Source organism: Pseudarthrobacter sp. IC2-21 (assembly GCF_034048115.1).
Lineage (GTDB): Bacteria > Actinomycetota > Actinomycetes > Actinomycetales > Micrococcaceae > Arthrobacter > Arthrobacter naphthalenicus.
This window is the reverse complement of record NZ_CP139145.1, coordinates 3,947,688-3,967,846: the sequence shown is the minus strand read 5'-3', so window position 1 is coordinate 3,967,846 and position 20,159 is coordinate 3,947,688. Positions and strand designations below refer to the sequence as shown.

The following is a 20,159-nucleotide window of genomic DNA, read 5'->3' as shown; positions in this document are numbered from 1 at the left end:
AGCAAGACGGCGATTCTGCATCTGCAGGCTACTTCTTGTGAAGGCCTGCCGGGTTCAGTTCCGTCTGGGCAGCGACCGCGAGTCCGTTGCCGTTCCGGGTGGTGAACGCGATCTCCGCAGCCAGCGGCCAGCCGCGGTTCAGGGTGCCCACTTCCTTGGTCTTGCCGTCCTGGGCGGTCTTGTAGGCGGCCGATGCGTTCGGGCCGAACGTCAGGTCCGCGCGGCCCGACTGGAGGGCGAGCGTGGAGGCGGAGTCGTCGTCGTAATACTGGAAGGCGACCGGCTCCAGGCCCTTCGCCTTGTTCTCCTCGTCCCAGCGCACCAGGATTGCCTCCTGGTTGGTGCCGGAACCGACGATGATGCGTTTGCCGGCCACATCCTTCGCTTCCTTGATGGTGCCGATGGTGGAGTCGGCCTTGGCGTAGAAGCCCAGAAGGTCGTTGCGGTAGGTTGCGAAGTCGAGCTTCTCCTTCCGCGCCTCGGTGACGGTGACATTGGACAGGACTGCCTCGTACTTCCCGGACTCGACGCCCAACGGCCAGTCGGCCCAGGCGACGGGAAGCACTTCGACCTCCAGTCCCAGGGCCGCGCCCACCGCGTAGGCGATGTCCACTTCGCTGCCGATCAGGGTTTTGTTGTCCGTGGCGAAGAGCGTCAGAGGGGCCGAGCCTCCGGTGGTGACCACGGTGAGTTTTCCGTCCGCCTTGATGGCGGCGGGGACCAGTGCCGCCGCCTCCGGATCAACGTTCACCTTGAAGCGGTCCTGCTCGGGAGTCAGATTAAACGTCTTGCCCGCCGCGGTAGTTGTGGCGCCCGACGCCGGTGCTGCCGCGGCCGTTGCGCCCGGATCCGAGCAGGCGCCCAGCGCCAGGAGGGAGCTCAGTGCGAGTGCTGCGGCGGCAGCCTGTTTGGTTTTGACTCTGGTCATGATTGCCCCTTGAAAGTTGAAGGTGACGCAGCGGAAATAACGCCTGTGGCAGCTACTATCCGTGAGCATCAGCACCCGATCAAAGGCCGCCGAAACGGTGCGATATGAGGGGTAAGGGCCGTTAACCGGGCGTCAGGGGCCGTCACAAACCAAGTAGTGCCCCGGAAACCGGTTGCGAATGTGAGTACTCATCCAAAAAAGACGGGTGGCGACTACGCGTGTGCACCTCCGGCGATCCCTTTACGGTGAGGTAATGAGCGGCCAGAGGGCCGCGCCACCGGTCTCAATGGGGAGTTTTCTTTATGACTACTGCAGCGTCCAAATCCGTCTTTGCCCGTCGCCTTGCCGCTGCGGTTATCCTGCCCGGCCTGCTCACCAGCAGCCTGGTCCTGGTCCAGCCCGCCATGGCCGCTCCGGGCGGGGTCACCGGAATCTGCAACGGGGTGGTGAACCAGCTGGCGCACCGCGGCACCGTTCAGGAAAACCTGATGAAGGCTGCAGTCAAGAAGAACGCTGCCGCCATCGCCGCCCTGCAGGCGGAAAGGGCCACGATGCAGTCCTCCGCCGACTCGCTCACCTCCCAGGTTGCCGCAGCACAGAAGGAGCTGGACGGTCTTGCGAGCCAGGAGCAGCAGCTAGCTGACGACGTGACTGCTGCACAGGGAGAAGTGGACAGGCTGACTTCTGAGCAGAAGGCCGCCGCTGGTGCAGTAACGTCTGCCCAGGCTGACCTCGCCGCTCTGTTGGGCCACCAGGCAACCGTCCACAGTGAGCTGGCGCCGCTGCAGGATGAGTTGGCAGCGGCGCAGGATGAATCTTCGGGGCTGAAGAGCAAACTGGCCGACCTTGAAACCCAGCAGGCTGCGAACACCAAGTCCCTTGAGGCCGCCCGGACCGAGCTCGGCGCCGCACAGCAGGCAGCGTCCAATGCGGCCTCCGCCGTTGCTGCCAAGAACGCCGAAATCCAGCAGGCCCAGGCCGACCTCGCAATACTGAACACGAAGGCTGCCCAAGCGGCGGCGGATGTGGAAGCCGCGCAACAGGCAGTCACTGACGCGGAGACTCAGCTGAAAGTACTTGAGGCTGCAGGAGCCAATGCGGCTGCGGAGCTGCAGGCCCAGCAGGACAAGGTAGCCACGGCCAACCAGACGCTGGCGAACCTGCAGGCCGTTGCCGCGGCCGCCGACGTCGTTGTCACCAGCAAGAAGGACCAGATTAAGGCCGCGCAGGCGGAGTTGACGGCCCTGCAGTCCACGGCCTCCGCCGCGAAGGCGGCCCTCGACGCCACGAACGCCCAGATTTCAACAGCGCAGGGGGAGCTGACCACCCTTCAGGACAGCGCGGCGTTGGCGGCGACGGCAGTCAGTGATAACAACGCGAAGATCGCCGCCGTGAACGCTGACATCACCGCCCTGCAGGGCCAGATCAAATCCCTGAACGATCAGATCTCGGCCCAACAGGCGCAACTGACTACAGCTCAGGACGACCTGGCCGCCCTCACCGCTCAAATGAACACATTGACGGCCCAGGTCGCAAGCCTGGACAGCCAGATTGCCGCGATCAACAACAACGGCAACGGCCAAGGCAAGAAGGAACTTATCGCCAAGCGTGACGCCGCCCAGGCACAACTCAACACCGTGAACGGTCAGATCACGAACAAGAACGCGCAGATCTCCGGACTGCAGGGTGACCTCGCCGCGCTCCAGACGCAGGTCAATTCGCTGAACAGCCAATTGCAGACGAAGCAGGCGGAAAGCAGCACCCTGCAGCAGAAAGCTGCGCCCCTTCAGACGTCGCTCGACGCCGCCAACCTCGCCGTATCAACCAAACAGGGGGACATCGCAACACTCAAAGCCCAGGTGCCCGCCCTCCAAACCGCCCTGAACCAGGCGAACGGCGCGGTGACCACCAAACAGGCGGAGCTCGCCGCTCTCAAGGGCCAGCTCCCGGCACTTGAGCGGACGGCGACAGCGGCGGCAGACGCGGTGACGGCCCAGCAGCAGGTGGTGGCGGATCTCGAACGTTCCCTGCCGACCCTCACCGCAAATGTGGTCCAGGCCCAGCAGGACATCGCGGACCAGCGGGCGGTCCTGGAGGGCAAGAAAGCCGCGTTGGCTCAGGCTCAGGATGCGCTGGCCGCAGCCAATAAGGCCGTCGGGGACAAGCAGCTGGAGATTTCAGCGCTTCAGGATCAGCTCCCGGCACTCCAAAGTACCCTTGATGCGGCCAACGCTGCAGTTGCCACCAAGACCGGCGAAATCGATTCACTCAACCGGATCGGCGACACCTTGGTAGCTCAGATCACGGCACTCAATGCCCAGATCTCCACCGCTGAAGCAAACGTGCTGGACCTGCAGGCACAGGTTGCGCCGCTGTTGCAGCAACTCAACCAGCTGAATGGCGAGATCAGCGCCACGCAAGCAAAGCTGGCCACACTGCAGAGCCAGCTCAATGGGCTGGACTCGGAGCTGACAGCGGCGCAACTGAAGCTGGCCGGGCTACAGGCCCAGAAGAAACAGAACGGCGCTGACATCAAGGCCCAGAAGGACGTGGTCGCCAGCCTCCAGGCCCAGCTCGGCGCCGTCCAGTTGCAGATTGCGGGCATCGACGTAACCATCGCGCTCGGAGGCTGTGCCGCCTAAGCCGGCGCGGCGTCCAACGGCGTGCGCCGCAAGGAGGGGACCGGCTCATCGCGAGCCGGTCCCCTCTGCTATTGCCGTCGAACTTAGCCCAGCGCGCTGACGACTTCCTTGGCCACGTCCTCGCTGGACTGCGGGTTCTGGCCGGTGATGAGGTTGCGGTCGCGGACCACATTGGAGCTCCAGGACGCCGCGTTCTCGATGACGGCGCCCTTGTCCTTCAGTGCGTCCTCCACCAGCCACGGGGTGTTCTCCCCGGTGCCGCCGTTCAGTTCCTCATCGTTGGTGAAGACGGTGAGGCGGCGGCCTGCAAAGGCGAACGAGCCGTCGTCGAGCGTTGCGCTGAGCAGCCCGGCGGGCCCGTGGCAGAACGGGGCGATGATTTTTCCGGCACTGTCCGCAGCCACCAGGAGGCGGCCCAGATCGGCGTCCTTGTACAGGTCGGTCATGGGGCCGTGGCCACCGGGCATCACCACGGCGTCGTAGCCGGCGATGTCGACGTCGGCCAGCACCAGGGGAGCCGAGAGCTCGGCGTCGATGGTGGCCAGGTAGTCGCGGAAGCTGTCCGCCCGTTCCTTGCCGCCGGCCGACTCCGGGGCCAGGCTCACCTGGTCAACAGTGGGCTTTGTTCCGCCGGGCGTGGCGATGTGGACCGTGTGGCCGGCGTCCCGGAGGGTCTGGTGGGAGACCACCAGTTCCTCGGCCCAGTAGCCGGTGGGGTGTTCGCTGCCGTCCTTCATGGTGAGTGAATCGGCGGCCGATACGACCATCAAGATGTTTGCCATGCTGTGACTCCTGTCTGTGTGCCGGATTTCCGGCGAATGTGTTGCGGGATAAGCGGCGGTCAGGACTCGGCGGCTGCCTTGGAGGCAGCCTCAAGCTCCGCGTAGGTTGCGTCGTCGATCCGGAGCGCGGCCGCTGCCAGGTTTTCTTCCAGGTGCTTCACCGAGCCGGTGCCCGGAATCGGCATCATCACGGGGGAACGGCGGAGCAGCCAGGCCAGCGCCACCTGGGAAGCCGTGGCATCCAGCCGCTTGGCCGCCTCATCCAGCGGGCCGCCGGGCTGCGCGAGTTCGCCGGCGGAGATGGGTGCCCAGGGGATGAAACCGATGCCGTTCGCCTCCGCGTACTCGAGGACATCCTCCGAGCTGCGGTCCGTCAGGTTGTACCGGTTCTGGACCGTGGAGACGGTGAAGTGTTTTCCGGCCGCTTCCAGTTCGGCCACGCTCACCTGGGACAGGCCCAGGGCCTTGACTTTGCCTTCGTCCTGCAGTTCGCGGAGCACGCCGAACTGTTCCTCCGCGTCCACCTTCGGATCGATCCGGTGCAGCTGGAGCAGGTCCAGGGTATCCACCTTCAGTTTGCGCAGGCTCAGTTCGGTCTGCTGGCGCAGGTACTCGGGCCGGCCCACCGGAATCCACTTGTTGGGCCCGGTCCGGGTGAATCCCACCTTCGTGGCGATCTTCAGCCCCTCCGCATAGGGGTGCAGGGCCTCGGCGATGATTTCCTCGCTGATGTTGGGCCCGTAGGAATCCGCGGTGTCAATGAAGTCCACCCCGAGTTCGACGGCGCGGCGCAGCACGGCGATTGCCGCCTGGCGGTCTGCCGGTTCACCCCACACGCCGTTGCCGACGATGCGCATGGCACCGAAGCCGAGGCGATGCACGGTTCCGAGGTCCTTGAGGTCGATGGTTGCGGACGGTTCCGTCTGGTTCGTGTTTTGGCTCATAGGGGCGGCAACACGCTCAGCATGCTGAGTATTCCATTGCGGGATGAAATATCCCGCGTGCCGCCGTCGTTGTTCACAGTGTGCCGCCGTAATCCGGCGCGCCCACTCCTACGCAACGCATTTGAAAGGCCGGCACCGACGTGACGCTTCCCCTCTCCATCCTTGACCTGGCAACCATCGGCAGAGGCCAGACGGCGGCGGAAAGTTTCGCGGGGAGCGTGGCGATGGCCCAGCGGGCCGAGGAGCTCGGGTACCGGCGGATCTGGTACGCCGAGCACCACAACATGTCCGCCATTGCCTCCTCGGCCACCAGCGTGCTGATCGCCCATGTGGCCGCGCACACCAGCACCATCCGGCTGGGCGCGGGCGGCATCATGCTTCCCAACCACTCGCCCCTGACCATCGCCGAACAGTTCGGCACCCTGGAAACCCTGCACCCGGGCCGGATTGATCTTGGCCTCGGCCGCGCTCCCGGCAGCGACCAGAACACTCTGCGCGCGCTGCGCCGGGACCCGATGTCCGCGGACAGCTTCCCGCAGGACGTGCTGGAACTGCAGGGCTACCTCACTGGCCCCACCCGCATTCAGGGCGTCGAGGCCACCCCCGGCAAGGGCACCAATGTGCCGCTCTACATCCTGGGCTCCTCGCTGTTCGGTGCCCGGCTCGCAGCCCAGCTGGGACTGCCCTATGCGTTCGCTTCGCACTTCGCGCCCAACGCCCTGCAGGACGCCGTGGCCCTTTACCGCCGCGAATTCAAGCGGTCAGCCCAGCTGGACGCACCCCACGTCATCGCCGGCGTCAACGTGATCGCCGCGGATTCCACCGCCGAAGCGCAGGCGGCGTTCCGGGCCACCCTCCGTGCCCGCGTGGGGCTCTTCTTCGGCGGCGGACGCGAATTCACCGACGACGAAGCGGATATGGTGCTGGACTCACCGCAGGGGCAGCACGTCTCGCAGATGATGACGTACTCAGCCGTCGGCACCCCGGACGCCGTCCTGGACTACCTCGACGGGTTCGCCAAGCACTCCGACGCCGACGAACTGATCGTGGCGCACCAGAACACCGGCACCGACGCCCGGCTCCGCTCCGTGGAACTGCTCGCCGAAGTAGCCGGACTGGCCCGGGTCTAACCGCGGCTACTCCTCCCGGCGGGCGCCGGCCGAGGCGCTGACGGGAAAGATGCTGGGGGCCGTGAAGCCTGCGCGGGCGAATTCCCGGACGAGTCCTTCGGTGATCCCGGCCGCGTCCCCGTTGCGGACCAGGGCTATTGCCGCCCCGCCGAAACCGCCGCCGGTCATGCGGGCGCCGAGGGCGCCGAGGGACTGCGCGGTGGAGACGGCCAGATCCAGTTCCGGGGTGGAAATCTCAAAGTCGTCGCGCATGGAGACGTGTGATTGGTTAAGGAAGGACCCGACGGCGGAGGGGCCTTCCGCCCGCAGCGCAGCCACGGTGTCCAGCACCCGCTGGTTCTCCGTGACGATGTGCCGGACCCGCCGGAAGGTCTCGTCATCCAGTACGTCCGCCGCGCGGGGAAGGTCCCCGGGGCTGAGGGCACGGAGGCTGGGGACGCCCATCGCCGTCGCGCCCTCCTCGCAGGACCGGCGGCGGCTGGCATAGCCGCCGTCGGCGTGCGAGTGGCTGGTGCGGGTGTCGATGACCAGCAGCCCGAGACCTGCAGCGGCAAAACCCAGGGGCACGCTGTCCGCCCGCAGGCTTTGGCAGTCCAGCAGAATGCCGTGGTCCGGCTCGCCCAGCAACGAGGCGGACTGGTCCATGATCCCCGTGGGGGCGCCCACAACCCGGTTTTCGGCCAGCTGGCCGATCCGGGCCAGCTCTTCCCGGCCCAGCCCCAAACCCCAGAGCTCGTTCAGGGCAAGGGCGGCGGCGCACTCGACTGCGGCCGAGGACGACAAGCCGGCCCCGGCCGGGACATCCGAAGTGAGCGTGAGGTCGACGCCCGCCAGCCGGGCGCCCGGGATCCCCTTTTCGCCCGCCGCCTGTGACATGGCCCAGGCAACACCCAGGGGATACGCAGCCCAGCCCTGCAGGGCGTCCGGGTCCAGTTCGTCGAGGCTGACCTCCACCATGCCGGGGAACGAGCTGCTTGCCACCCGCAGCCGGCGGTCTGAACGGAGGCCGGCCGCTGCAACCGTGCGCTTTTCAATCGCAATCGGGAAGACAAAACCGTTGTTGTAATCCGTGTGTTCACCGATGAGGTTGACCCGCCCCGGGGCGGACCACAGGCCGTCAGGCGGGTGCCCGAACTGGCCGGCGAAGAACTCGCGTCCCTGCTGGGAAAGTTCGGTGGTGGTCATGCGGTGCCTTCCTGGTCAATCGCGTCCCGCAGCCGGGCGGCGGCGGTCTCGGGCGGAATGTCGGCGATGAACGCCCCCATCGCAGCCTCGGACCCGGCCAGATACTTGAGTTTGTTCTCCTCGCGCCGCGGTGAGGTCAGCTGCAGCATCAGCCGGACATCGTCCCGGTGGACATTGACGGGGGCCTGATGCCAGGCGGCGATGTAGGGTGTCGGCGTCGAGTACAGCGCGTCGACGCCGCGCAGGAGCTGCCCGTACAGCCGGGCGAACTCGTCGCGTTCCTCGTCCGTGGTCGCCGCCAGGTCCGGGACATGCCGGTGCGGAAGGATGTGCACTTCCAGCGGCCAGCGCGCAGCAAACGGGACGAACGCCGTCCAGTGCTCGCCACGGAGCAGCACCCGCTCGGACTTCTGCTCGAACCCGAGGATGTCCTCGAACAGGCTGCCGCCATACTTCTCGATGGTGCGGACCAGCTGGGCCGTGCGCGGGGTGATGTACGGGTAGGCGTAGATCTGGCCGTGCGGGTGGTGCAGTGTCACTCCGATCGCCTCGCCACGGTTCTCGAAGGGAAAGACCTGCTCGACGCCGGGCAGCGCGGACAGTGCGGCAGTCCGGTCCGCCCAAGCTTCCACCACCGTCCGCATCCGGGAAAGCGAGACGCCGGCGAGGGAACCGGTGTGTTCGGGGGAGAAGCACACCACCTCGCAGCGGCCCACTGACTGCCGGCTGCGTCCGAGGCCTATCCTGGCCAGGTCATCGAGGCCCTCCGGCACGGTGGGGTCGTGGGTTGCCTCAGGGCCGGCCAGCCCCGGGCCGAAGGACGGGGACTTGTTTTCGAAAACGGCCACATCGTAGAGGCTGGGGATTTCAGAGGGGTTGTCCGGCGATGCCGGGGCCAGCGGGTCCAGGTGCGAGGGCGGAAGGACCACCCGGTTCTGCCGCGCGGCAGCGATGGAGATCCACTCGCCGGTCAGCGCATCCTGCCGCATGGTGGCGGTGGGCGGCCGGACCGCCGGCTCACGGAGGTCCGGTCCGCGGTCCGGCGGGAGCACCGTGTCGGCGTCGTCGAAGTAGATGAGGTCCCGCCCGTCCGAAAGCTTGTAGGCGCGTTTGGTGATCCGGTCCATGCTAGGAGTTCCTTACGGGGCGGCCATCGGGGCTGGCCTGAGCGTGATCTACCCGGCGGACGGCCAGGAGCACCCCGTGTTCGGGGTTGAGGACCGGCATCGGGAGACCGGCTACCGCCAGGTAACGGCCGGTGGCTTCAACGCCGGCACTGAGCCAGGCCGGGGGCACAGTCTGGATGAAGGCGTGCCGGTCATCGGCTGCCGGGTAGACGGCTTCCACCCGGTAGCGGGCTTCGGGGTGCAGCCCGGGCAGGCAGACCCGGCCGGGGACTTCGGCGAACGAGGTCGCCACCGAGACCAGCGCGTACAGCGCTTCGCTGCCGTCGTGTGCCACAACGCCGTGCAGCCGCAGTGCGGGGTCGGGTTCATCGGCGCGGACCATCGTCCCGCTGTGCAGCAGGCCCCGGTACTGCTTGAACAGCGCGATCACCCGCCCAAGCTCGTCACGCTCGGCAGGGTCGAGCTGCCGGAGGTCCCATTCCAGCCCGAAGTGGCCGAACATCGCGGTGATCGCCCGGAACGAGAGATCGTGGGTTCGAGCGGTGGTGTGGCTCGTGGTGGGCCCGATATGTGATCCGACGAGTTCCGGCGGCACCACCATACCGGTCCAGCGCTGGATGGTCTGCCGTTCCAGGGCGTCGTTGCAGTCCGATCCCCACACCCTGTCCGTGCGTTCGAGGATGCCCAGATCCACCCGGGCCCCTCCCGATGAGCAGCTCTCAATTTCGACGCCGGGATGGGCCCTGCGCAGTTCGTCCAGCAGCCGGTAGACGGCCCGGGTCTGGGCATGGACCGAGGGCCGGCCGGCATGGCCCATCTCGGTCAGGTCCCGGTTTTGATCCCACTTGAGGTAACTGATGCGGTTCTCGCGGAGGAGGGCATCAAGGCGGTCGAAGATGTACTGCCAGGCGTCGGGGTTGACCAGGTCCAGCACCTGCTGGTGCCGCCACCGTTCGGGCAGGCGGCCGGCCGGGCCGGCCGGGCCGGCAGTGCCGGGTGCGCCGTCTGCGCTCGCCGCTGGACGCGCGGCCGGCCCGGCGATCCAGTCCGGATGTGCCCGGGCGAGATCCGAGTCCTCGTTGACCATCTCCGGTTCCACCCACAGGCCAAACTCCATGCCGTGGCCGGTCACGGCGTCGACCAGGGGCGTGAGGCCGTCGGGCCAAAGCTGCTCGTCGACATACCAGTCGCCAAGGCCCGCGGTGTCATTGCGGCGGCCGCGGAACCAGCCGTCGTCGAGCACGTAGCGTTCAACACCCAATGCGGCGGCGGTCCGGGCAAGGTCCAGCAGCGCCGGCAGCCGGTGGTCGAAATAGACCGCCTCCCAGACATTGAGGACCACCGGGCGGGGCTTGCCCGAGGCTGCGCCCGGGTGATGCGGCCGGCCACGGAACCAGGCGTAGAAGGCCTCGCTGATGCCGTCCAGGCCGGCGTCGGAGTAGGCCGCAAACAACCAGGGGGTCTCATAACCGGCACCAGGTGCCAGGCTGATTTCCGCCGACCCCAGCAACTCCGAAGCGCCGATGACGGTCCGGCCGTCGCCGGCCGTGTCCACAAAACTCTCGTGGTTCCCGCTCCAGCCCAAATGGACCGCCCACACCTGCCCGTGCCGGTACCCGAACCCGGCCGTGCCGGCGGCCAGCAGCAGCGAGGAATCATGGCCGGTCCGCCCGTGCCGGCCGGACCTCACCCACGTGCCCTGATGCAGCGGCAGGCGCTGGGGGTGGGACTCCCGGCACCAGCGGCCGGTCAGGTCAAGGATTTCCGTGGCGGCCCGGCCCACGGGCAGCACCGCCGCCAGTTCCTCGACGAAGTAGGTGTCCGGCCCGTCGTTTGTCAGCGCGTGGCGGAGCTGAAGCAGGCCGCCATCGCTGAGCCGGACCTCGGTCCGTACGGTGATGCAGCCGTCGGGGTCGGACTGGGTGATGACGGCCGAACCGGGATCGCTCTGGTCATTTTCGGCGGACGCAAGCCGGAGCCTGGCGGAAAACGACCCGCCATTCCGGTGGCCGCGGAGGCCGGGGCGGCCCCGCCAGCCGGAGGAAGCCTGCGGAATAAGGCCCAGGGTCACCGGGGTGTCCAGTGCGGAGTGCGGCACCGGGTCACGCAGCAGCGAAAGGTCCGGCAGCTCCGGGCCGAGGTCGGCGCCGAAATGCACTAAGGCCGGTTCGCCCGTGCTGAAATCGATGAGCAGCGCGGTCCCCGGGCGCCGCAGGTACAGCGGTGCCGGGGGCATGGCGGTCCCTGCGGTAGTGGGTTCCGGGGCAAGGTCCAGGTCCGGGTTGTTCACTGCAGCTCCAGGCGTTGTAGAGGGTCGGGTGGAATTGAAGGCACCGCTGGTCAGCCGGCTACGGGGCCGGTTTCGGTGTCCGGCGGAGCGGTGGTCGGGGCCAGCCGCAGCCGGCCCACCCGTTCGCCGAGGATGCGCCGGGCTTCGCCGCCGAGCAGGTCGTCGCTGATGAGTTCATCAGCATCCTCGAGGGCGGCAATCGTGCTGATGCCAAGCGTGCCCCACTTGGTATGGTCGGCCAGGACCACCACACGCCGCGCCGCCGCCACGAACGCACGGTCGGTTTCGGCCTCCAGCACATTCGGCGTCGTAAACCCGGCGTCGGCGTCCACCCCGTGGACGCCGAGGAACAGCACGTCCAGGTGCAGCTGCCGGAGGGAGGACGTGGCCAGCGGGCCCACCAGCGCGTCCGATGGGGTGCGCTCGCCGCCGGTGAGGATCACGGTGGAGGGTGAAGAACTCTGGTGGAACACGTTGGCAATCCGCACCGAGTTGGTGACCACGGTGATCCGCGGACCGGAGGACAGCAGCTGGGCCAGGGCCCAGGTGGTGGTGCCCGCGCTGAGGCCCACCGCCATTCCCTCGCGCACCTGGGCAGCGGCCGCCCGGGCGATGGCCATCTTCTCGTCCTTAAGCTGGGTCACTTTCAGCTCAAAACCCGGCTCGTGCGTACTGGCTCCGCCCGGCAGTTTGGCCCCGCCATGGATCTTCTCCACGGCACCCGCCGCATCAAGGGCTTCAATGTCCCGCCGCACCGTCATCAGCGAAACACCCAGCATCCTGGCCAGGTCCGCAACACGGACAATCCGCTCACGCTGGACCTCGGCGAGGATGGCTGAATGACGGGCTGCGGCGAGCATATGGAGTCCCTAACGGCTTGAGTGGGTTGACGGCTTGGCGGCGGTACCGGCCAGCTGGACGGCAGCCGAGCGGACGACGGCGACACCACCGGCTGCGAGCCCCAGTCCGCCGCTGAGCTCAGCGCCCGTCAGGACGTCAACGCCTTCCAGCGGCAGCCGGACGCCCGCCAACCCGTGGTTGATGCAGAACGTCCAGTCTGTTCCGTCTTTGCTGCGCCGGGCAACTTCCACCGCCTCCGGCAGGTCCGGAACGAGCGGTTCTACTCCTGCATCGGCGCAGACCATGGTGACCAGCTCGCCCAGGCCCTCGGGTGCGAGCGTGGTAGCCACATAGTAGGAGCGGCCGCTGCCGGCATGGTTGCGGGTGACGGCCGGAGAGCCCGCGGTCGGCCCCTCGGCCACCGACGCGAGGACCTCGGCGGTGGTGGCCCGGCCGAGCTCGTTCCAGCAGCTGCCCGCACCGAAGCCGCTGAGCAGGACGCTTTCCCCTGCCCGCAGCGGAAAGAACTCTTCCATCTCCACGCCCAGCAGGCCCCTGAAGGCGCCCGGGTAGCTGCCAAGCCTGATGTGGTCATTTTCGTCCACGATCCCGGAGAAATAGGTCACCACCAAGTGGCCGCCGGCGCGGACGTACCCGTCCAGGTTGGCCACGCCCGCATCGGTGAGCAGGTACTGCATGGGGGCAATGACCAGGCGGTAACCGGAAAGGTCGTCGGTGCTCCGGGCGAAGTCGGTGGGGATGCCGGCCCGGTAGAACGCATCATGCCAGCGCCGGGTTTCGGCGATGTTCGAAGCATCCACGCTCGGGTGCGAGTCCAGCTCCGACGCCCAGCGGGCGTCGGTGTCGTGCAGGATGGCAACGTCCACACGGCCCGAGGCTCCGGTGACCAGCGAGCCGCTGACTTCGGCCAGACTGCGCAGCGCCTGGCCAAGTTGCACCACTTCACGCCAGACCTTGGTGTCCGTGCCTGCGTGGGGGAGCAGCCCGGAGTGGAATTTCTCGGCACCGGCGCGCGAGGCCCGCCACTGGAAGAAGAGCGCCCCGTCCGCCCCGCGGGCCACGTGCTGCAGAGAATTGCGCAGCATCTCGCCGGGAGCTTTGGCGATGTTGCGCGGCTGCCAGTTCACGGCCGACGTCGAATGTTCCATCAGCAGCCACGGCTTGCCTTTGGCCCAGCCGCGGGTGAGGTCCGCCGTGGCCGCCAGTTCCTGGAAGTTCCGCGGATCCTCGGCGATGAGGTAGTGGTCGTTGGAGACCACATCCATCTCCTCGGACCAGCGCCAGTAGTCCACCGGCTGGTGCAGGCCCATGTTGAAGCCCATGAAGTTGGTGGTGACCGGGTGCCCGGAGTGCGAGCGGATGATGGCCGCTTCGGCTTTGTAGCATTCGAGCAGCTCATCGGAGGAGTAACGGGCGAAATCCAGCTGCTGGGTGGGGTTGACCCACGTCCCGGAGGTGCGCGGGGGCAGGATTTCCTCCCATGCCGAGTAGCGCTGGGACCAGAACGCGGTGCCCCAGGCGGCGTTGAGGGCTTCGAAGCTCCCGTAGCGGCGTTCGAGCCAGCGGCGGAAACCGGCGGCGGCGCCGTCGGAGAAGTCCGGCTGGTTGTGGCAGCCGTACTCGTTGTGGACGTGCCACATCACGACGGCGGGATGGTCCTTGTAGCGTGCGGCGATCTGTTCGGTGAGGGCTGCGGCTGCCCTGCGGTAGTCGGCGCTGGAGGCAGCGAAGGCCTGCCGGGAACCGTAACTGTGCCGCACGCCGTCGGCCGTTACCGGCAACGACTCGGGGTACTTGTGACTGAACCACGGCGGCGGTGAGGCGGTGGCGTTTGCCAGGTCAACACGCACGCCGTTGGCGTGCAGCAGGTCCAGGATCCGGTCCAGCCAGCCGAACTCGTAGACGCCCTCCGACGGTTCCAGCAGGGACCAGCTGAAGATACCCACGCTGACCAGGTTGACGCCGGCCTCGCGCATCAGCCGGACGTCTTCCTCCCACGTTGCCTCGGGCCACTGCTCGGGGTTGTAGTCGCCGCCGAAGGCCAGCATCGGGGAGCCTTCGGAGCCGAGGCGGGCGGTGATGTAGTCCATGGAAGCGTTGTTGTGGTTGTCCACGTTCATCCTTTGCTGGAGCCGAGCGTCAGACCGGCTACGAAGTGTCGCTGGAGCAGGAGGTAGATCACCAGTGCCGGGATCGCCGTGATCATGGCGCCGGCGGCGATGAGGTTGTAGTTGGAAAGGAACTGTCCCTGCAGGTTGTTGACGGCCGTGGTCAGCGGGAGGCGGTCGCCGCTTTGCAGGAAGAGCAGCGGCCAGAAGAAGTCGTTGTAGATGAAGATGACTTCGAGGGTGCCCATGGCGGCCAGGGCCGGGCGGCACAGCGGCAGGATGATGCTCCAGTACTGGCGCCAGATCCCGGCGCCGTCCACCAGGGCAGCCTCGGTGAGCTCAGGGGAGAGCGCCTTCATGTAGTTGGAGAGGACGAACGTCACGAAGCCGATCTGGAACGCCGTGTCCACGGCAATCACGCTGATGTAGGTGTTGAGCAGGCTCCCGGAATCGCTGACGCTGTAGGGCAGCGGCAGCAGTTTGAACATTTCGAACAGCGGTGCGGCGAGGACCTGCGGGGGCAGCAGGTTGCCGGCGGTGAACATGATCAGGAGCGTGACGTTGAACTTCCAACTGACCCGGCTGACAGCGAACGCCATCATGGACGCAAAGAACAGCACCAGCACCACCGACGGGATGGTGATCAGGGCAGAGTTCCAGGCGTACTGGGCAAAACCGCCCTGGGTCCAGGCCTGGGTGAAATTGTCGAAGTTGAAAGACCCGCCGAAGCTGAAGTAGCCGTACTTGTCCGTGTCCGCCTTGGGCCGCAGCGCGGTAAAGATGGTCCAGACCAGGGGGATGAGCCACATGACCGCCAGCACGATGAGGAAGAGGTGGATGCCGTAGTGGGGCTTGCCGCGCTTGGTGTTGGCAGGCTGCCCGGACCCGGCGCCGGTCCTCCGCCCGGCAGGGGAGCTGCCCGCAGCGGGTGCATCCGTGGGCTGTGCGATGCTCATGCTTCTTTGTCCTTTCCGAACGCCCGGGACAGGTAGAACGTGATGGGTACCAGGGAAATGACCAGGAGGATGACGGCCAGCGCCGACCCGACGCCGATCACCTGGCCCTCGCCGACCAGGTTTTGGATGACCAGGGCGCTGATGAGTTCCAGGCCGTTGGTGCCGCGGTTGATCACGTAGACGATGTCGAACGCCCGCAGGGACTCGATCACGGTGATCACAATGATGATGACGTTGACGGGGCGCATGGCCGGGAAGATCACCCGGAAGAAGGTCTGCACCGCGTTGGCGCCGTCGATCTGCGCAGCTTCGCGCAGCGTGGGGTCGACGCCCTTGAGCCCGGCCAGGTACAGGATCATGACATAGCCCGCGTGCCGCCACGTCGCGGCGATGAGCGCGGCCCAGATATTGACGCCGGAATCGCCGAACCAGTCCACGGCCTGCGGCGTTCCCGCCGTGCCGAGCAGGAAGTTCAGCAGCCCGCTGTCACGGTTGTAGAAGAGCTGCCAGATGACGCCGATCAGTGCCAGGGAAAGCATTACCGGAGTGAAGAAAATGCTCTGGTAGATCTTGGTGCCGCGGATGTTCTGGTCCAGCAGGATGGCCAGCAGCAGTCCCAGCGGCGTTGCGATGACGGCCAGGAAAACCAGCCACAGCACATTGTGTTGCACGGCGGGCCAGAACGGAGGGTAGTTCTCGGCGATGAACTCGTAGTTGCTGATCCCGGCGGGCTTGATGTCGTCCAGGCTCAGGCCATTCCACCGGGTGAAGGACAGCGCCGCTGAGAGTAGCGTCGGGATCCAGACCAGGACCAGCTGGATCAGGGTGGGCACGCCCACCATGAAACTCAGGACCCACTTGTCGCGGCGGGAGAGCCGTCGGACCCGCCCCGTGCGGGGCGCAGCAGTGCGCCGCACCCCGCCGGGGCTCGTTTTGGAAAGTGTACTCACGGGAAGATATTCCTTAGTGCCGGATCGTGGTGGCCTGGACGCCTCTATTGGGCGGCGTACAGCGACTTGGCCTGGGCTTCCAGGTTCTTGACGTCAACGTTGCCGTCCTTGATGAACGACTGCAGGGCCGGGATCATGACGTTGTTGGCCATGGCAGGCAGGGCGTCCCGGTCAAAGAACTGGCTGATGCTCTTGGCGTTGGTGATGACGTCGGCCATCTTTTTGGTCAGCGGCGTGAACTTGGACGTATCGGCGCCCTTGGCGGTGGCAATGTTTGAACTGTCCACGGAGGCATACACGTCCTGCCCCTCGGGGGTGCCGAGGTACGCCAGGAAGTCCCTGGCGGACTGGTTCTCGCCGCCCTTCTTGGACAGCAGCAGACCGTCGATGGGTGCTTCGACGGCGTCCCGGCCCTCCACTGCCAGTTCGGGGAACGGGAAGAAATCGATGTCGTCGGCCACGGCCTTGTCCGTGTACTGCTGGGTGAGGAAGGACCCGAGCAGGTACATCCCGGACTTCTTGTCGCCGAGGTTCTTGGCGGAGTCCTGCCAGGTCATGCCGAGCGCGTTGGGGTTCTGGAAGGGCAGGAGCGCTTTCCAGGTGTCGAAGACATCGCTGACCTTCTTCTGGTCCCAGGATTCCTTGTGTGCCGTGAGGTCCATGTGGAACTGGTAGCCGTTGAGGCGCATGTTCAGGTAGTCAAAGGTGCCCATCGCCGGCCAGCCGTCCTTGTCGGCAAATTCGATCGGGATCAGTCCGTCTGCCTGCATCTTCTTGGCCAGGGCCGTCAGCGCATCGAAGGTGGTGGGAACCTCATAGCCCTTCTCTGTCCAGAGGCTCTTCCGGTAGAAGAAGCCCCAGGGATAGTTGTAGTTCGGGACGAAGTACATCTTGCCGTCGGCGCCGGTGGACGCCTTCTTCATGGCGTCGGAGTAGTTGCCGCCGATTTTCTCCCACACATCATCGATCGGGGCGAGGAGGCCCTTGCCCGCGTAGTACTGCATGCGATAACCGGCGAACCAGGTGAAGGTGTCGTCCGGGCTGCCCTGCAGGTAGGTGTTGATCTTGTTCTGGAAGTCGTTGTGGGGGACCACGTTGGTGTTGACCGTAATGCCGGATTTCTTCGTGAACGCATCGGTGACGGCCTTGTAGGCGGCCTTGGGGACTTCATCCGACGAACCCGAGCCGAAGGAGACTGTCTTACTGCCGGTGCTGCCGCCTGCCGGTCCACTGCCACCGGTGCACGCCGCCAGCAGTGGAGCGCTGGCGATGGCGAAGGCCCCGGCGCCGAACGTCTTCAGCAGCGTCCGCCTGTCCCACCCGCCCTGACTGGAAGCCCGGCGCAATGCGTCCTCGTGCATGGTCATGATTTCTCCTTTGAAACAGTGCGGGGGTGTGAAGCATTTCACAGTGATATCTATCATAAACGCACAATAAAGAACGTCAAGAGGCAAAGGCGAACATTGTCGAAAGTCTGGGGAGTACCGGTTGGCGGATTTACACACATGCAACCATCGGGACTTTTCCGGGAAACCACGGCGGCGGAGAATGAGGGGAGCGGCTGCAGTACAGGCCGTTTCCGCTGGAAGGTTAAGCAAATGCCTACTCCGTTCAACCAGAGCGTGGCGGATACCGCGCTCCTGACCAAATCACTGCCACTGGGCCTGCTGCGCGCATTCGTCCAGTCAGATGCCGCAGACGAAGGCCTCACCCCCGTTCTGCTGGCGGAACTCAAAGTCCTGGCCCGTGTCCCCGGGCTGCTCGTTGCCTGCAACTACGGCGGCACCTTGTGCGACGCCGAAGGGATCTCCACCGAAACCCTGCCCCTGGGCAACGCCGCAATCGCACTCCGCGCCCTCGCCGCCCTGCCCAACACCCACGCCGCGGTCATCTCCGGACGTTCGCTGCGTGATCTCGCCGCCGTCTCCCGCCTCCCCGCCGAAGTCCATCTGGTGGGCTCCCACGGGGCCGAAGCAGACATGCAGTTCGCGCACGTCCAGCCGCTGGCCACCGAGGTCATCCTCCAGAAAGTCAGCACCGCCCTCTCCGAGGCTGTGGGCTTCCAGGAAGGTGTCTGGATCGAGCGCAAGCCCGTTGCGGTCTCCGTGCACACCCGGCCGGCAGCGCCGGACGTGGTGGAGTCGGTGACGGAGACGTCCAGGGCGATCGCGCGGGCCCACGGGCTGTTCTTCATCGTGGACGGGTCCGTGCTGGACCTTTCGGTGGTGGAGCCGTCCAAGGCGGACGCACTGGAAAACCTCCGGTCCCGGCTTGGCGCCAGCGCTGCCCTTTACGCCGGCGACGCCTACAGCGATGAGCTTGCCATCGCCACACTCCGGGGCCCCGACCTGGGGCTGCATGTCGGCCCGGGCGATACCCGGGCCGAACACCGGCTCCGTAACCCGGAATCGTTTGCCCGGGTCCTTGCCATCCTGTTTGAGCTCAGGCGCGCCTGGCTGTTCGGCGAAGACGCGGTGGGACTGGAGCGGCACACCCTGATCGGCAACGGCTCCTCCACCGCCCTGCTCACCCCGGATGCCAAAGTCTGCTGGATGAGCCACCCGCTGCCCGATTCAGGCTCGCTTTTTGCCCACATCCTCGGCGGAGACGCGGCCGGGCACTTCTCCGTGGAACCGGTGAAGAAGTCGCAGGTGCTCGGGCAGAGGTACGTAGACAGCACCATGATTGTGGAGACGCGCTGGGCGGACGTGACCGTCACGGACTACCTGGAACCGGCACCCGAGGGCATCACCAGCCTGGTCCGGGTGCTTTCCGGCACCGGCGCGGCGAGGATTGTCTTCGCGCCCCGGCCGGACTACGCCAACGTGCCCTTCAGCATGGAGGCCCGCGACGACGAACTGCACATCACGGGCACGGCCGATCCGATTGTCCTTTCCGCGCCGGGCGTCAGCTTCGTGATCACCTCCGACGGCCGGCACGCAACGGCGACAGCCACCGTGAACCTGCAGGACGGCCCGGTGGTCCTGAACCTGCGCTGCGGTGACACGGAACCCCGTGCCGCAGATCCCGGCGGTGAGGTGGACCGGCGGTCCGGCGTGGCCCTGCGCTCCCGCCGCTGGGTCCAGGACCTGGATCTGCCGTCCGTCAAACCGTCACTGGTCCGCCGTTCGGCACTGGTGCTGCGTGCCCTGGTTCATGAGCCAACCGGCGCCGTGCTGGCGGCCCCCACCACCTCCCTCCCGGAGGGTATTGGCGGGACAAGGAACTGGGACTACCGGTACTGCTGGCTTCGGGACGGTTCCATGACGGTGCACGCGCTGGTGGACCTGGGCTCCACGGCCGAGGCAGCCGGGTTCCTGAAGTGGCTGGGGCGGATCCTCGAACACGCGCCGGGCCCGGAATGGCTGCACCCGCTGTATTCGGTCACGGGCGCGCAGCTGTCCACCGAAGCCATCATCGAAACACTGCCCGGGTACGCCGGTTCCCGTCCGGTCCGGATCGGGAATGCCGCCGACCATCAGGTTCAGCTGGACGTCTTCGGACCCGTGGCCGAACTCATTGCCGCGCTGAGCGAGCGGAACGGCACGCTGGCCGAAAAGGACTGGCAGCTGATGGTGAAGATGGCCGCCGCCGTGCTGGCCCGGTGGCATGAGCCGGACCACGGCATCTGGGAGGCCCGGCGGCCGCCGCGCCACCACGTGTACAGCAAAGTGATGTGCTGGGTGACGCTGGACCGGGCGCTCCGGACAGCCGCCCGGTTCGGCAGGACGCCGGAACCCGCGTGGCAACCCACGGCACAGGCCATCCGCGACGAGGTGCTGCACGAGGGCTGGGACGACTCCGCACGCTCCTACACCGTTGCCTACGACAGCCCCGACCTGGATGCGGCCGTCCTGCACATCGGGCTCTCCGGCCTGCTGGACGTCCGCGATCAGCGGTTCCTGGACACGGTGACGGCCGTGGAACGTGAACTGCGGGTGGGTCCCACCGTCTTCCGGTACAGGTACGACGACGGTCTGCCGGGTTTGGAGGGAGGCTTCCACATCTGCACCACCTGGCTGATTGAGGCGTACGTTGCGGTGGGCAGGATCGAGGAGGCCTGGGACCTCTTTGATCAGCTGGTGAACCTGTTCGGCCCCACGGGGCTGCTGCCCGAGGAGTACGATCCCGGCACGGAGACGCACCTCGGCAACCACCCTCAGGCGTACTCGCACCTGGGCTTCATTCGCTGCGCCCGGCTTCTGGACCAGCACAGGCCCGAGGTGAAGGTGCCGTCGCCTGCAGGGTAGCCTGCA

14 protein-coding genes are annotated in these 20,159 nt (G+C 66.6%); 3 read left to right on the top strand and 11 right to left on the bottom strand.

Features of this window, described 5'->3' with window-relative positions; translation table 11 throughout:
* Positions 1–28 precede the first annotated feature (28 nt).
* On the bottom strand, positions 29–928 hold the full coding sequence (locus SBP01_RS18355) for a transporter substrate-binding domain-containing protein (protein WP_320536828.1): 900 nt from the start codon (positions 926–928) through the stop codon (positions 29–31).
* 302 nt (positions 929–1,230) lie between these two features.
* Between SBP01_RS18355 and SBP01_RS18350 the strand changes: the two genes are divergently transcribed.
* Complete coding sequence (locus SBP01_RS18350; protein WP_320536827.1) at positions 1,231–3,570, top strand: chromosome segregation ATPase; 2,340 nt, start codon at positions 1,231–1,233, stop codon at positions 3,568–3,570.
* Positions 3,571–3,653: 83 nt separating this feature from the next.
* On the opposite strand, the gene SBP01_RS18345 is transcribed toward SBP01_RS18350, so the two are convergent.
* Both SBP01_RS18345 and SBP01_RS18340 read right to left on the bottom strand, forming a co-directional pair.
* Complete coding sequence (locus SBP01_RS18345) at positions 3,654–4,352, bottom strand: type 1 glutamine amidotransferase domain-containing protein (RefSeq protein ID WP_320536826.1); 699 nt, start codon at positions 4,350–4,352, stop codon at positions 3,654–3,656.
* Between the two features lie 59 nt (positions 4,353–4,411).
* On the bottom strand, positions 4,412–5,296 hold the full coding sequence (locus SBP01_RS18340) for an aldo/keto reductase (protein ID WP_320536825.1): 885 nt from the start codon (positions 5,294–5,296) through the stop codon (positions 4,412–4,414).
* 140 nt (positions 5,297–5,436) lie between these two features.
* Between SBP01_RS18340 and SBP01_RS18335 the strand changes: the two genes are divergently transcribed.
* Positions 5,437–6,426, top strand: a complete 990-nt coding sequence (locus SBP01_RS18335) for an LLM class flavin-dependent oxidoreductase (protein WP_320536824.1) — start codon at positions 5,437–5,439, stop codon at positions 6,424–6,426.
* A 6-nt stretch (positions 6,427–6,432) separates the two neighbouring features.
* On the opposite strand, the gene galK is transcribed toward SBP01_RS18335, so the two are convergent.
* The 8 genes from galK to SBP01_RS18295 all read right to left on the bottom strand — a co-directional run bounded on the left by galK (position 6,433) and on the right by SBP01_RS18295 (position 17,270).
* Entirely contained in the window at positions 6,433–7,611 is a 1,179-nt protein-coding gene (gene galK, locus SBP01_RS18330) for a galactokinase (protein WP_320536823.1), read from the bottom strand.
* On the bottom strand, positions 7,608–8,738 hold the full coding sequence (gene galT, locus SBP01_RS18325) for a galactose-1-phosphate uridylyltransferase (protein ID WP_320536822.1): 1,131 nt from the start codon (positions 8,736–8,738) through the stop codon (positions 7,608–7,610). The genes galK and galT overlap by 4 nt, the downstream gene beginning before the upstream one ends.
* Before the next feature lies 1 nt (position 8,739).
* Positions 8,740–10,974: an alpha-galactosidase gene (locus tag SBP01_RS18320; RefSeq protein ID WP_320538384.1), complete on the bottom strand. Its 2,235-nt coding sequence runs from the start codon at positions 10,972–10,974 to the stop codon at positions 8,740–8,742.
* Positions 10,975–11,078: 104 nt separating this feature from the next.
* A complete protein-coding gene (locus SBP01_RS18315) occupies positions 11,079–11,888 on the bottom strand; it encodes a DeoR/GlpR family DNA-binding transcription regulator (RefSeq protein ID WP_320536821.1) in 810 nt (269 codons plus the stop codon).
* Positions 11,889–11,897: 9 nt separating this feature from the next.
* Positions 11,898–14,003 (bottom strand): beta-galactosidase, encoded by a 2,106-nt coding sequence (locus tag SBP01_RS18310; protein ID WP_320536820.1) that lies wholly within the window; start codon positions 14,001–14,003, stop codon positions 11,898–11,900.
* 2 nt (positions 14,004–14,005) lie between these two features.
* A complete protein-coding gene (locus tag SBP01_RS18305) occupies positions 14,006–14,953 on the bottom strand; it encodes a carbohydrate ABC transporter permease (protein WP_320536819.1) in 948 nt (315 codons plus the stop codon).
* The gene (locus SBP01_RS18300) at positions 14,950–15,903 is read right to left on the bottom strand and encodes a sugar ABC transporter permease (protein ID WP_320536818.1); all 954 of its coding nucleotides are present in this window, start codon (positions 15,901–15,903) and stop codon (positions 14,950–14,952) included. The genes SBP01_RS18305 and SBP01_RS18300 overlap by 4 nt, the downstream gene beginning before the upstream one ends.
* A gap of 44 nt (positions 15,904–15,947) precedes the next feature.
* Complete coding sequence (locus tag SBP01_RS18295; protein ID WP_320536817.1) at positions 15,948–17,270, bottom strand: ABC transporter substrate-binding protein; 1,323 nt, start codon at positions 17,268–17,270, stop codon at positions 15,948–15,950.
* Positions 17,271–17,501: 231 nt separating this feature from the next.
* Here SBP01_RS18295 and SBP01_RS18290 point away from each other — a divergent pair, with 231 nt between their 5' ends.
* Positions 17,502–20,153 (top strand): trehalase-like domain-containing protein, encoded by a 2,652-nt coding sequence (locus tag SBP01_RS18290; protein ID WP_320536816.1) that lies wholly within the window; start codon positions 17,502–17,504, stop codon positions 20,151–20,153.
* Positions 20,154–20,159 lie beyond the last annotated feature (6 nt).